Below are 13,196 nucleotides of genomic sequence, written 5' to 3'. Positions count from 1 at the left end.
TTGATAACAATGAATCATTAAGCTGGGAAAAGTGTACATAATAGTGTACACTTTTTATAGTTGAAAGTGATGGTGAGATATATGGAAACACTGAATCAAACTTATTTTAGAAATAATATTAAATCTTGCTTGGATCTTGTAAATGATAATGATGATACAATTTACATTACCCGACCAAAAAATCGTGCAGTTGCTGTTATTTCAACTAAAAAGTTGGAAAAATATGAATATTTGGAATTATTTGCTAAGACCAAAGAGGGAACTACGGATCACGCTGTAGCAAGGGACAAGTTAATTGAATTAGGTGTACTGAATGACAATGATCCTGTAATAGATAAGGATAACTGGACAGAATTTTGGCAACAATTTAAGAGATGAAAAGACTAAGATTTATTCCTAGAAAAGATTTTCAAAAAGATTTAAAAGAACTAGCTCGTATTGATAAAACAATAATTGATGATGTGATGGCTGACATTGATTTACTTTGCGAAAATCAGCAATTACCAGCTGAATTTATGGATCATGCTTTAACTGGTCGCTTAGAGGGTTATCGTGATTTTCATGTTCGAACTCCTGAAAAAGGGAAGTCACCTGTTGAAAGTAATGATGTTGTTGTAATATATAGAATTGTAGAAAATAAGTTAATTGTAGTTGGATTGAGAGTCGGTAGCCATTCAAAGTTATTTAATGGACTTGATAGCTCGGTAAAATATAAAAACAATAGACTCAAAAATTAATTTAAAAAAATCATGGTGCTCTACGTGATGGAACTCAAGCAAATGGGTAATTACAGTTGAAGATACACCACAAGAAACAAGGTGGTTACGTGAATCAAACTAAAAAAATGATAGAAAATGAAGTTAATCCGGATACTCTAAATGGGCAAACATTAGCTTATCTGGGGGATGCAGTTTACGAAATCTTTATTAGGAGGCATTTAATTAAATGTGGCATTGTTAAACCTCAAGTCTTGCAAAGAAGAGCTACTCATTACGTATCTGCCAAAGCACAGGCTGCGTTAATCACCAAACTTCAGGAAGATAATTTGCTTACTGAAGGTGAAGTGGCGACTTTTCATCGCGGTCGAAATTCGAAAACCTATACTAAAGCAAAAAATACCAGTTTAGCTACTTATCAATTATCCACAGGTTTTGAAGCTGTTTGGGGTTACTTAGAACTCTTGAACAAAAAAGATCGTATAGAGCAGCTGACCGAATGGTGTATTAAAACTATTGAAAATGGGGGCATAGAGGAATATGACTTCAAGTGACAAAGACTTTGTTTTTGGCAGGCATGCAGGCCTGGATTATTTAAAAACTCAAGATGCCGATCATATCAACAAAATATTTTTACAGCAGGGCATTAAAGAAAATTTTGCCAATCAGGTATTTACCTTAGCTAAGCAGAAGGGGTTAATTGTCCAAACGGTACCCAAAAATAAGTTGGATAGACTGGTGCAGGGTGAGAATCATCAAGGTTTGGTATTAACGGTAGCTAGTTTTGAATATGCCGATCTGGATCAACTGCTCGATCAATTTGACCGCAGCAATCACGAACCGTTTTTACTGATGCTTGATTCAATTGAAGATCCTCATAATTTGGGCTCCATTTTGAGAACAGCAGATGCTACTGGAGTCGATGGCATTATTATTCCTAAAAGACGTGCTACCGGATTGACTTCTGTTGTAGCTAAAACTTCAACTGGAGCAATTGATTACGTGCCAGTAGCCAGGGTAAATAATCTGGTGCAAACTGCGAAGATATTGAAAAAACGGGGCTATTGGCTTTTTGGTACTGATATGAAAGGTACAGATTATCGACAGTGGAACAGTAATGGCAAAACTGTTTTGGTAATCGGCAATGAAGGCAAAGGAATTTCACGCCTTCTTAAAGAGCAGATGGACCAAATGCTGACTTTACCTATGGTGGGTCATGTGCAATCACTGAATGCTAGTGTTGCGACAGGCGTTTTGCTTTATCAGATGCTTAACAGCCGCAATCCTCTTAAATAGTTTTACTTACACTCTGATTAATCAGAGTGTATTTTTATGGTCAAATAAAGTAATATTCTCTTTTTTATTTAATGCGCTTTCAACAAATTTGGTTTTTTGTTGCAGCCGAGCTAACAGTAAAAAGTAGTTGCTGAGTTTGAACTTAGGTTCGATTTTTGGGCTTAGTTAGTTACTGTATTCTTCAATAAAAATTTAAATAGGAGCAATGAAATGAAGAATACTGGAATAAATATTAAAAGTGAGGCGGAACTTATTAGGCAAATAAAAAATGGTGAGGATGAAGCTTTATTAGACTTATGTTTTCGCTATAAGCCATTAATTAACAAAGTGAAAGGCATGTATCACGTGCGCTATTATGACAACCAAGATTGGGAACAGGATGCAATGATTATTTGTCATGCTTCGGCGAAAAGTTTTGACTTAAATAAAGGAAAATTTGGCAGCTATTTTAAAACACGACTGATTAATCATGCACGCTCACTTGTGAGATATGATAATGCCTATCGCAGGCAAGCGTTAAAACAATCAGTTTCCCTAGAAACAGCCAAGAAAAACAATTTATTGCCTTTAAATAAATCATTTGTTTCTATACCAGAAATTCCTTTAAGTGAAAATATTGCTATTTTAACTGGCAAGTTGTCTACTTTAGAGACTAATGCATTGCTAATAGGCCTGGGTATAGTAAAACAAAAAGATGTTATCGAAAAATTAAAAATTAGTAAATTAACTTTATCAAGAGCACGCTCGCGTCTGGCGCAAAAAATGCGTCAAACATTGCTCGATTAGTTTTTTATAGTTCTCTTATAAAAAGTGCGGTATAATTGTTGTTGTAGAATAAATTTTAGGAGGTAGTTAAGATGGCAGATGAAGTTATGAAGACTGCATTGTTAGATCGTCACATGAAAGAAGTTTTTGACTGGAGTGACTCAGATATTCCAGTAAGAGATGCCCTTTGGGATTATTTTATGGAAAAGAATGGTAGAGATACCATCAAGACGGAAGAAGCTATGCTTCCGTTCCTGAAAGACTCTGACGATAAAATCGAATCCTTCGTTAATGAAAATCTTAAGAAGTAAATCCGACTAATACAATGTTCTACGCACTGTGGTCACGCATTTGTTTGGCCACTATTAAGCAGCTGCTTGAAAGAGTAACTGCTTTTGTTATGTAATAAGTAAAATTCACAAGTAATTATTAAATTAATTGCTTAAGTTAGCCATTTTTGCTAAAATACAATAGTTTGGAAGTGAGATTATGGCAGTGAAAAAAGCATCATTAGCCTGCAGCATTTGCGGCTCTCGTAATTACTCAATCGCTGCAAGTAAGAATCGCACTCAGCGACTGGAATTGAAAAAATTTTGTAAGCATTGCGGTAAAATGACGTTACATAAAGAAACGAGGTAAATTATGGTTAAATTCTTTAAAAGTGTAGTTGAGGAAATGAAGTTGGTTACTTGGCCAACAGCAAAACAAAACCGGCACGACACTGCAATCGTAATTGTTTCCTCAATTTTGTTTGCTGCGTATTTAGGTTTACTTGATCTGCTATTTACTAATGTTACACAAATAGTGATGTAATAGCGCAGCTGTTTGATTTGTGATATAATTGCCTTAATTAGAAAAGCCCTCTAACGCAAGAGGCTTTTTTGTTTGCCAAAAATATAAGGAGAATTCGTAATAATGGTAGAAACTACTAAAAAGCAATGGTATGTGCTTCATACTTATTCCGGTTATGAAGACAAGGTTAAATCTGACTTATTGTCGCGGGCACAGAGTATGGGTATGCAAGACTATATTTTTCGAGTAATGGTTCCTGAACAGGAAAAAATTGAAAAAGTTAACAATAAGAAAAAAGAAGTAGAAGAAAAAATCTTCCCTGGTTATGTTTTAGTTGAAATGGTGATGACAGATGAAAGTTGGTTTGTTGTGCGGAACACACCAAATGTAACAGGATTTGTCGGTTCACACGGGGGTGGTTCTAAGCCATCGCCACTTTTAGAAGAAGAAGTCAACAGGCTCTTACGTCAACAAGGTGAACCAGCTAAAAGACCGCAAATTGACTTTGAAGTTGGAGAAACTGTCACTATTATTGACGGCGCCTTTAATGGCGTTGAAGGTAAAATTACTGAAATTCAACCAGATAAGTACAAATTATTTGTGTCTGTTGATATGTTCGGCCGTGCTACAACCACTGAACTTGATTATGATCAAGTAAAGAAAATTAGTTAGTAATAAGTCAATTATTGCAAAATTACTAATTCAATGATAATATATTAAAGTACTTTTATTATTGTGGGAGGAAAAGTAGGTAACTTTTCCATTTTAACCACGCACGGAATCAAGGAGGTTTTGACCGTGGCAAAGAAAGTTATAAATGTTGTTAAATTACAAATACCGGCTGGTGCTGCAACACCCGCTCCCCCAGTTGGTCCAGCTTTAGGTCAAGCTGGGATTAACATTGTTGGCTTTACTAAGGACTTCAATGCTAGAACTGCTGACCAAAAAGGCATGATTATTCCTGTAGTCATCACAGTATACGAAGATCGTTCATTTGAATTCGTTACTAAGACTCCACCAGCTCCAGTGCTTTTGAAGCAAGCTGCTAAGATTGACAAGGCATCCGGTGAACCTAATACTAAGAAAGTTGGTAAGGTAACCAAGGATCAAGTTAAGGAAATTGCTGAAACTAAGATGAAGGACCTTAACGCTGCTGATGTCGAAGCTGCTATGCGTATGATCGAAGGTACTGCTAGAAGCATGGGTATCGAAGTCGAAGACTAATCCTGTTATTTATAACAATTTAGGTGGGAGAGCTTTAGCTCGCTTGACCACATATTAAGGAGGAAATCACATGCCAAAGCATGGTAAAAAATATTTAGAAGCTGCTAAAAAAGTAGATTCAAAGAAATTATATTCAGTTGCTGAAGCAATGAAGTTAGTTAAAGAAACTTCATACGCGGGCTTTGATGCTTCAGTTGAAGTTTCATATAACTTGAGCGTTGACCCTAAACAAGCAGACCAACAAATTCGTGGTTCACTGGTATTGCCTAACGGTACTGGTAAGACTCAAAAGGTGATTGTTTTTGCTGAGGGTCCTCAAGCTGAACAAGCTAAGGCTGCCGGTGCTGATGAAGTTGGTTCTGACGATTTAGTTGAAAAAGTACAAAACGGTTACTTAGACTTCGATGTTGTTGTTGCTACACCAACAATGATGGCTAAAGTTGGTCGTTTAGGTCGTGTGCTTGGACCAAAAGGTTTAATGCCGAACCCTAAGACTGGTACTGTTACAATGGATATTGAAAAAGCTGTTAAGAACGTTAAGGCTGGTCAAGTTGAATATCGTGTTGACCGCCAAGCTGCTATTCATGCTGCTATCGGTAAAGTTTCATTTACTGATGAACAATTAGTTGAAAACTTTGATGCATTACGTGACGTTATTTTGCGTGCACGTCCTTCTGCAGCTAAGGGTCAATACATTAAGAGTGTAGCTGTGGCTGCAACGTTTGGACCTGGAATTAAGCTAGATCCGTTAAACTTGGATTAAAATTAAATAACTGATGGAAAACAACTTGTCTATTTGGCAAAGTTGTTTTTTTATCTCTTTGCGAGTATTTATGATTGGTCAATAATGAAAGTTTTGATAAACTAGAGCTGAATTTATTTGTCTAATTGAGGGAATTATTATGAAAAAAAATAATTTAGGCAAACTGCTAATATTAATGCTTTGTTTGCCATTTATTTTAATGGGATGTAGCCAGAGTCGGGAAAAAATAACAATAGTTGGCTCAAGTGCTCTGCAACCTTTAATAGAACAAGCAGGTAATGATTACCATTTAGCACATCTCAGCAGCAATATTGTCGTTCAAGGTGGTGGCTCTGGTACAGGACTAAGCCAAGTGCAAGCAGGGGCTGTGGAAGTTGGTACTTCTGATGTTTTTGCTGAAACGCAAAAGGGCATTGATGCTAAAAAGCTGGAAGATTACCCAGTTGCAGTTGTGGGAATTGTACCAATTGCTAATAAAGAGACTGGTGTTAAAAATTTATCCATCAAACAGCTTTCGGACATTTTCACAGGTAAAATCAAAAATTGGCGACAAGTAGGCGGTAAAAATCAATCAATCATTGTGATCAATCGTTCTCGCGGCAGTGGTACCAGATCCACATTTGAAGATCTTATCTTAAAGGGAAAAGAGGCTGTTAATTCTCAGGAACAAGATTCTAATGGTACTGTAAAAAAGATTGTTAATTCAACTCCGGGTACTATTTCTTATATATCTTTCCCATATGCCAATGACCAAAATATTCAAAAAATTAGTATTAACCACATTCAGCCTGATAATAAAAATATTCCTACGAATAAATGGCCTCTTTGGTCTTATGAGCACATGTATACGAAGGGCAAGCCTAATAAAGCAACAGCCGCGTTCATCAAATACGTATTAAGTAAAAAAGTGCAGAGGGATTTAGTTCCTAAAATTGGTTATTTAAGCATTCACGAAATGAAAGTTACGCGTGATAGTCAAAACAAAGTTACAAAGATAGGTAATTAAGATGGCAAAAAAAGAACAAGACTTACAACAAGTGGTTGAAGATGCACTTGCTGAGCAAAAAGTACCACATGTTAAGTTTAAAGGCATTGATCCAAGAAATATTGATGTTGACCGCCTGACCAAGCCTTCAAAAGAAACCAGACAGGAACGCTGGGGCAAAGGATTAACTTTTTTGGCGATTATTCTAATTGGAGTATTGATAGTTGCTATCATTGGCTTTGTAGGAATGCATGGTTTAGCTACATTTATTGATAATAAAGTTAATATTTTTCATTTTCTCTTTTCAACTGATTGGAATCCCGGAGCGGGTAAAAACCATGTTGGTGCAGCTGCAATGATAGTTACTTCTTTTGCTGTAACACTGCTGGCAGCGATAATTGCAACTCCATTTTCGATTGCAGTGGCTTTATTTATGACAGAATATGTATCTGGCAAGAGAGTACAAATATTGCAATCCTTTATGGAACTGTTAGTAGGCATACCATCTGTAGTTTACGGCTTTATTGGCTTGATGGTAGTAGTCCCCGCAGTTAGAGCCGTTTTTGGCGGAACAGGGTTTGGCATTTTGACTGCTACCTTAATTTTATTTGTAATGGTGCTGCCTACTATCACATCACTAACAGTGGACGCTTTTAAAGCAATTCCTAAAGAATTACGCAAATCTTCAGCTGCTTTAGGCGCAACAAAATGGCAGACAATCTATCATGTTGTTTTAAGAGCTGCACGTTCACGCATTATGACAGCAATCATTTTTGGTATGGCTCGTGCTTTTGGTGAAGCTTTAGCTGTGCAAATGGCAATCGGAAATGCAGTCTTAATGCCATATAACCTAGTTAGTCCGGCAGCAACATTAACTAGTCAGTTAACCAGTCAGATGGGCAATACGGTTATGGGAACCTTACCCAATAATGCATTGTGGTCTTTGGCGCTTTTACTCTTGATAATGTCTCTTGTGTTCAATTTCTTAGTTCATCTAATCGGAAAGAAGGGTTAGTGGTATTATGAATGCGAAAAAAACTAACCGAATTGCTGCTGGCGTGATTTATTTTCTCGTTGGGATAGTTATCTTATTGTTAATCGGAATAATTGGTAACATCTTGATAACGGGTGTGCCGCATTTGTCATGGCATTTTCTGAACTCTGAATCCTCTTCTTTTAAAGCAGGAGGAGGAATACGGGACCAGCTATTTAACTCGTTATATCTTTTATTATTGACTTTATTAATTTCGTTACCAATCGCTTTAGGTGCTGCTATTTATCTGGCAGAATATGCTCCAGATAATTGGTTTACGCAATTAATTAGAACTACAATCGAAATTTTAAGTTCCTTACCATCAATAGTTGTCGGACTTTTTGGTTATCTGCTATTTGTGGTACAGTTTGGCTTGGGCTTTTCGATTTTAGCAGGAGCTTTGGCCTTAACTTTCTTCAATCTACCTACTTTAACCAGTAACATAGAAGAGGCTATTAAGGGTGTACCACAAACTCAGCGTGAAGCAGGATGGGCTCTAGGTTTATCAAACTGGAAAACCATTAGGGGTATAGTTTTACCGGCAGCGCTGCCTGGAATAATCACTGGCGTCATATTAAGTGCCGGCCGTGTATTTGGTGAAGCTGCAGCATTAATTTATACTGCAGGACAAAGTGGTTCTACCGTTGATTATTCTAATTGGAATATATTTAGTCCTACTAGTTTTTTAAATATTATGCGGCCTGCTGAGACTCTTGCGGTTCACATTTGGAAAGTTAATACTGAAGGTATTATTCCTGACGTTAATGTGGTTTCTGCTGGAACATCAGCTTTATTGGTAATTGTTGTCATCATCTTTAATTTTGGTGCCAGGGCACTAGGAAATTGGATATATAAACGGCTGACAGCCGCTAAAATAAAGTAAGGAAGCTTTTTATGGAAAATTGGCAAGATCAAAAAAGCTATATTAAGACTTTTACTGAAGATGAATGTGCAATTTCTACCCAAGATCTAAGTGTATTTTATGGTGGGACTGTACAAAAGCTTTTCAATGTTAGTTTAGGTTTTAAGAAAAATACTATTACTGCTTTGATTGGAGCTTCAGGTTCAGGTAAATCAACTTTCTTGCGCTCGCTTAATCGTATGAATGATCGGGTAGCGCGTGTTGACGGCAGCATTATGTTTCATAGTCTTGATGTTAATCAAAGTAAAATTAATGTTTATGAACTACGTAAGGCAATTGGTATGGTCTTTCAAAAACCTAATCCTTTTCCAAAATCGATTAGGGAAAACATTACTTATGCCTTGAAAGCAAATGGTCATCGCAATAAGAAGAAACTTGATCAGATTGTCGAAGAAAGTCTTAAAGCTGCTGCCTTATGGGATGAGGTTAAAGACAAACTCGATCAGAGTGCTTTGGCACTTTCCGGTGGTCAGCAACAAAGACTCTGTATTGCACGAGCGATCGCTTTAAAGCCAGAAATTTTACTTTTGGATGAGCCTGCAAGTGCTCTTGATCCAGTTTCTACTGCTAAATTGGAAGACACTTTAAAGCAATTGCGGAAGAAATATACTATGGTAATGGTGACTCACAATATGCAGCAAGCTTCAAGAATTAGTGAGTATACTGCCTTTTTTCATCTGGGACATGCGTTAGAATATGATACGACTACTAATATTTTTACTAATCCACAAGGTGAGATTACTGAAAAATACATTCAGGGTAGTTTTGGATAAAAAGGGGCGGTAATAATGACATATGTGATGGAAGCCAGAAACGTTAAATTAAAATACGGTGATTTTGAAGCTTTACACGGAATCAGTTTAGCATTTCCCGCTCAAAAGTTGACTGCTTTGATTGGGCCTTCTGGCTGCGGCAAATCTACCTTTCTACGTTGTCTAAATCGCATGAATGATGATATTGATGGTATTAACATTACTGGTGAAATTTTATTAGAAGGAAAAGATATTTATCATTCTCATATTGATTTGGTAGGATTGCGTAAAAAAGTGGGGATGGTATTTCAACAGCCCACGCCTTTTCCGTTTTCAGTCTTTGATAACGTAGCTTATGGTTTGCGCATAGCTGGCGTTAAAGATAAAGAATTAATTAAGCAGCGAGTTGAAGAAAGCTTAAAGCAAGCTGCCATTTGGAGTGAAACTAAAGACAGCCTGCAGCGTAGTGCCCTTGCTTTTTCAGGTGGTCAGCAGCAGCGTATATGCATTGCACGTGCATTAGCTATCAGGCCAGAAGTAGTTTTGCTTGATGAACCAACATCTGCTCTTGATCCAATTTCTAGTGCTGAAATTGAGGAGACTTTAATGGCGTTAAAGCAAAAATATACTTTTATTATGGTGACACACAACTTGCAACAAGCGAGTCGAGTTTCTGATCAGGTAGCATTTTTAATGAATGGTGAATTGATTGAATCCGGTTCGACACAGGAAATGTTCTTAGCACCGCAAAAAGAAATAACAAATAATTATCTTAACGGCCGTTTTGGCTAATATGGAGGTGGATTATGCACGAAATATTTTTAGACGAATTGAAAAAATTGAACGCACAGTTTATGGAGATGGGAGTTTTAGTAAATGACCTGATCGATAAGGGTACACGTTCTTTCGTCGAACATGATAAAAAAACAGCTCAACAAATGATTGCCGAAGACAAGGAAGTCGCAAAAGAAGCAGTTAAAATTGAAAAAAAGGCTTTGGAATTAATGGCATTGCAACAGCCGGTTGCAACAGATTTTCGCGTTGTTATTAGTATCTTAAAAGCTACAACGGACTTAGAAAGAATTGGCGAAAATGCAAACAGTATTGCCGTTGAGACTGTCAGAGTCAAAGGTAACCCACGTCTGCCAGAAGTTGAAAAAGTAATTTCCAACATGACCCATCAAGTACGTGAAATGTTGGTTCAAGTGTTAACTGCTTATGTTCAAGAAAATGAAAAAGATGCCAGAAAAATGGTACTTGGGCATGCTAAAGTTTTTAAGGACTATAAAAATGCCAGACAAATGATTATTGATGGAGTAGAGCAAGAACCTGATGCTGCTGTGGCATCAGCTAGTTACTTTGTTATTATCAGGCTGCTTGAAAGAATTAGTGATCATATTGTAAATTTGGCTAGTTGGGTTATTTATAAAACTTCTGGTGAATTATTCGAGTTAATTAAACCAAAAAAGAAATAATTGACTTGCATTTAAAATGTAATCCTGTTATATTTAATAAAGTAAATTCTACCTAAGACTCGGGTGGCATGACGCCTTAATATCCCGCCGAGGCCAGAAGATAATGAAGAGTTTATAACTCCATGTCTTTCTTGGCATGGAGTTTTTTTAAGGCCTTATGGAATTTATTAATAAATTTAATGGAGGTGAAATAGATTGAGTAAAGCTGCTATTGCTGAAAAAGAAAAGTTTGTTGATGCATTTGCTGAAGAGCTAAAGGCTGCAAAAGCAATTTTGATAATTGATTACCTTGGTTTAACTGTTGAAGAAGTTACTAACATGCGTAAGGAACTTCGTGAAAACGATGTTAACATGAAGGTGGTTAAGAATACTTACTTAAGACGCGCTGCTGCTAAGGCTGGCATTGAAGGTCTTGATGACACTTTTGTTGGTCCAACTGCTGTAATCTATACTGATAATGCTGATGATATTACAGAACCAGCTCGTATTGTTTCAAAATACGAAGATGACTATGATGTTATCGACATTAAGGGTGGTATGTTAGAAGGTAAATTGACTTCTAAAGAAGAAATCAAGGAACTTGCTGCCATTCCTGGTCGCGAAGGCTTACTGTCAATGCTTGTTTCTGTATTACAAGCCCCAGTACGCAATTTTGCATATGCTGTTAAAGCTGTTGCTGATTCAAAAGATGAATCTGCAGAATAAATAAAATAATTTATATCTAAAATTTCGGAGGATAAATAAGTATGGCTTTAGATACTGATAAGATTATTGAAGACTTAAAAGGTGCTTCAATTCTTGAATTAAATGACCTGGTAAAGGCTATTGAAGATGAATTTGGTGTTTCTGCTGCTGCTCCAGTTGCTGCTGCAGGTGCTGCAGGCGGCGAAGCTGCTGCTAAGTCAACATTTGATGTTGAATTGACAGAAGCTGGCCAAGAAAAAGTTAAGGTTATTAAGGCAGTTCGTGATATTACCGGACTTGGTCTTAAGGACTCAAAAGATCTTGTTGATGGCGCTCCTAAGAACGTTAAGGAAGGCGTTTCTGAAGACGAAGCTAACGACATTAAATCTAAGCTTGAAGATGTTGGCGCTACAGTTACATTGAAATAATTGTGGTCCAATCGGACAAGTTAAAAAAAGGCGTATTTGCAATTTGCAAATACGTCTTTTTATTTTTCAAGAGATTTTATTAAAATTGGACTTAAGCTAAAGGCTTTTAATTATTTTTTTACATAATTCTTCTGACAATACCATCAGGATAGTGAACTGATAAATACTTTGAATTGCGTGAGTTCCAGAAATTGTCTTGCAGACTGGAAACTCCAACCCCACCATTGTCAGTGTATGGACTATCATGTAAAAATAATCCTTTTCCGAGGTACATTCCAACATGGGCTAAATGACCATCGTCTTTATCATCGAAGAAAATGAGATCGCCACGTTTTTTGTTTTTATAATTAACGGGTTTGCCATTATAACATTGACTAAATGTGGTTGATCCTAGATGATGGCCTGCTTTAGTAAAAAGATAATTCATAAAACTAGAACAGTCAAAATGTCTTGATTTTTCGTCATATTTGGAATGACCAATCATTTTTTCACCGATTTTGATAATGCGTTCAAGCGACTTTTTGTTGCCTTCTAGAGCCTTTAAATTATATTTGATATTTTGGCCTAAAATCCAATAATTTTTCCCTTGATGTTTAAAACGATAATATACTGCATGCAAGTTAGTATGGGCAATCATATTGACAGGAACCCATTTATTCTTCAAATGCAAATTTTTGCTAGTTCCTATTTTTCTGGCATCATTAGTGTGAGCAGGTAAGTTATACAATTTGGCATTTCTGACAATTTTCATTTTATAATTGATTTTATTTTTAGTTAATAGAAACTGATTGAAAGCTTTTTTATTTAACCATCCGTACTTGGTCTTAACAAAAGTTCCTTTGTTAGTTTTCGCTATTTTGCTATAGCTAATTTGTCTTTTATACCAATTTTTGGCTGATCTTTTTTTACTGGTTAATGTTTTACTAAAGCGATAATGGGTTTGGTAAATTTTACCACTACTTTTTTTCTTAGAATAGACAACCTTTGGCACTTTTTTGTGCTTTTTATTATTGTTAATTGCCCCGTTTGAACCAGAGTTATTATCGTTCGTATTAGAATCTTCTATCTGATTAATGTCAGAATTAGAATCATCACTAGTGTCAGAATTAGATTGAGTTTGCTCTTTTTGCTCATTGTTCTGCTGATCAGCAATACTTGGTGTATTAGTAGTTGCAGCAGAAACTCTTTCATTAAAAATAAATGTGCTCATAAGCGATAAGCTGATAGCCACTAAAAATAATTTGGATTTGCTTAACATTTTAGCTCCAATCAATTTTAAAAAAATTTAACTACATTTACCATTTTATAATATAATAAAATTTATAGTTAATTAATTTTAAAATATCACTTGTAATTTTAAA

At 36.2% G+C, this 13,196-nt stretch carries 20 protein-coding genes and 1 other annotated feature; of the genes, 19 read left to right on the top strand and 1 reads right to left on the bottom strand.

The genetic code is table 11. The features are described 5' to 3' along the window. Nucleotides 1-81 precede the first annotated feature (81 nt). From JF75_RS06985 to rplL, 19 genes are all read left to right on the top strand, one after another. On the top strand, nt 82-378 hold the full coding sequence (locus JF75_RS06985; RefSeq protein WP_046332419.1) for a type II toxin-antitoxin system Phd/YefM family antitoxin: 297 nt from the start codon (nt 82-84) through the stop codon (nt 376-378). Next, nucleotides 375-737: a type II toxin-antitoxin system YafQ family toxin gene (locus tag JF75_RS06980; protein WP_046332418.1), complete on the top strand. Its 363-nt coding sequence runs from the start codon at nt 375-377 to the stop codon at nt 735-737. Before JF75_RS06985 ends, JF75_RS06980 begins: the two co-directional genes overlap by 4 nt. Nucleotides 738-826: 89 nt before the next feature. Next, nucleotides 827-1,270, top strand: coding sequence for a Mini-ribonuclease 3 (locus JF75_RS06975; protein ID WP_046332417.1), 444 nt, complete (start codon nt 827-829; stop codon nt 1,268-1,270). Further along, nucleotides 1,257-2,012 (top strand): 23S rRNA (guanosine(2251)-2'-O)-methyltransferase RlmB, encoded by a 756-nt coding sequence (gene rlmB / locus JF75_RS06970; protein WP_046332416.1) that lies wholly within the window; start codon nt 1,257-1,259, stop codon nt 2,010-2,012. Before JF75_RS06975 ends, rlmB begins: the two co-directional genes overlap by 14 nt. A gap of 210 nt (nt 2,013-2,222) precedes the next feature. Beyond that, on the top strand, nt 2,223-2,798 hold the full coding sequence (locus JF75_RS06965) for a sigma-70 RNA polymerase sigma factor region 4 domain-containing protein (protein ID WP_052726885.1): 576 nt from the start codon (nt 2,223-2,225) through the stop codon (nt 2,796-2,798). Nucleotides 2,799-2,869: 71 nt separating this feature from the next. After that, nucleotides 2,870-3,088 carry a P8 family protein gene (locus JF75_RS06960; RefSeq protein WP_045928407.1) on the top strand — a complete coding sequence of 73 codons (219 nt, stop codon included), beginning with the start codon at nt 2,870-2,872 and terminating at the stop codon, nt 3,086-3,088. 178 nt (nt 3,089-3,266) lie between these two features. Further along, on the top strand, nt 3,267-3,416 hold the full coding sequence (gene rpmG, locus JF75_RS10365) for a 50S ribosomal protein L33 (protein WP_081945356.1): 150 nt from the start codon (nt 3,267-3,269) through the stop codon (nt 3,414-3,416). Between the two features lie 3 nt (nt 3,417-3,419). Next, on the top strand, nt 3,420-3,590 hold the full coding sequence (gene secE / locus JF75_RS06955; RefSeq protein WP_045928406.1) for a preprotein translocase subunit SecE: 171 nt from the start codon (nt 3,420-3,422) through the stop codon (nt 3,588-3,590). 102 nt (nt 3,591-3,692) lie between these two features. Then, nucleotides 3,693-4,241, top strand: a complete 549-nt coding sequence (gene nusG / locus JF75_RS06950; protein ID WP_038523578.1) for a transcription termination/antitermination protein NusG — start codon at nt 3,693-3,695, stop codon at nt 4,239-4,241. 126 nt (nt 4,242-4,367) lie between these two features. Next, nucleotides 4,368-4,793, top strand: a complete 426-nt coding sequence (rplK, locus tag JF75_RS06945; RefSeq protein WP_034980336.1) for a 50S ribosomal protein L11 — start codon at nt 4,368-4,370, stop codon at nt 4,791-4,793. A 70-nt stretch (nt 4,794-4,863) separates the two neighbouring features. Then, nucleotides 4,864-5,556 carry a 50S ribosomal protein L1 gene (rplA, locus tag JF75_RS06940; RefSeq protein ID WP_046332415.1) on the top strand — a complete coding sequence of 231 codons (693 nt, stop codon included), beginning with the start codon at nt 4,864-4,866 and terminating at the stop codon, nt 5,554-5,556. A gap of 139 nt (nt 5,557-5,695) precedes the next feature. Beyond that, nucleotides 5,696-6,562, top strand: coding sequence for a phosphate ABC transporter substrate-binding protein (locus tag JF75_RS06935; RefSeq protein ID WP_084605748.1), 867 nt, complete (start codon nt 5,696-5,698; stop codon nt 6,560-6,562). Nucleotide 6,563: 1 nt separating this feature from the next. Continuing rightward, a complete protein-coding gene (gene pstC, locus JF75_RS06930; RefSeq protein WP_046332414.1) occupies nt 6,564-7,556 on the top strand; it encodes a phosphate ABC transporter permease subunit PstC in 993 nt (330 codons plus the stop codon). Nucleotides 7,557-7,563: 7 nt separating this feature from the next. Beyond that, nucleotides 7,564-8,457, top strand: a complete 894-nt coding sequence (gene pstA, locus JF75_RS06925) for a phosphate ABC transporter permease PstA (protein ID WP_046332413.1) — start codon at nt 7,564-7,566, stop codon at nt 8,455-8,457. Between the two features lie 11 nt (nt 8,458-8,468). Continuing rightward, nucleotides 8,469-9,269 (top strand): phosphate ABC transporter ATP-binding protein PstB, encoded by an 801-nt coding sequence (gene pstB / locus JF75_RS06920; RefSeq protein ID WP_046332412.1) that lies wholly within the window; start codon nt 8,469-8,471, stop codon nt 9,267-9,269. A 15-nt stretch (nt 9,270-9,284) separates the two neighbouring features. After that, nucleotides 9,285-10,040 carry a phosphate ABC transporter ATP-binding protein PstB gene (pstB, locus tag JF75_RS06915; RefSeq protein WP_046332411.1) on the top strand — a complete coding sequence of 252 codons (756 nt, stop codon included), beginning with the start codon at nt 9,285-9,287 and terminating at the stop codon, nt 10,038-10,040. A 14-nt stretch (nt 10,041-10,054) separates the two neighbouring features. Continuing rightward, a complete protein-coding gene (gene phoU / locus JF75_RS06910) occupies nt 10,055-10,723 on the top strand; it encodes a phosphate signaling complex protein PhoU (RefSeq protein ID WP_046332410.1) in 669 nt (222 codons plus the stop codon). Nucleotides 10,724-10,756: 33 nt separating this feature from the next. Continuing rightward, nucleotides 10,757-10,881: a sequence feature (ribosomal protein L10 leader region), on the top strand. 37 nt (nt 10,882-10,918) lie between these two features. Then, nucleotides 10,919-11,428: a 50S ribosomal protein L10 gene (gene rplJ / locus JF75_RS06905; protein WP_046332409.1), complete on the top strand. Its 510-nt coding sequence runs from the start codon at nt 10,919-10,921 to the stop codon at nt 11,426-11,428. A gap of 41 nt (nt 11,429-11,469) precedes the next feature. Beyond that, complete coding sequence (rplL, locus tag JF75_RS06900; protein WP_045928398.1) at nt 11,470-11,835, top strand: 50S ribosomal protein L7/L12; 366 nt, start codon at nt 11,470-11,472, stop codon at nt 11,833-11,835. Between the two features lie 118 nt (nt 11,836-11,953). Here the strand turns inward: rplL and JF75_RS10155 are convergent, their stop codons facing one another. Beyond that, nucleotides 11,954-13,093 (bottom strand): C40 family peptidase, encoded by a 1,140-nt coding sequence (locus JF75_RS10155; RefSeq protein ID WP_052726884.1) that lies wholly within the window; start codon nt 13,091-13,093, stop codon nt 11,954-11,956. Nucleotides 13,094-13,196 lie beyond the last annotated feature (103 nt).

The organism is Lactobacillus kimbladii, assembly GCF_000970755.1.
In the GTDB taxonomy this organism is placed as follows: domain Bacteria; phylum Bacillota; class Bacilli; order Lactobacillales; family Lactobacillaceae; genus Lactobacillus; species Lactobacillus kimbladii.
The sequence above is the reverse complement of the archived record's forward strand: the minus strand, read 5'-3'. Positions and strand labels throughout refer to the sequence as shown.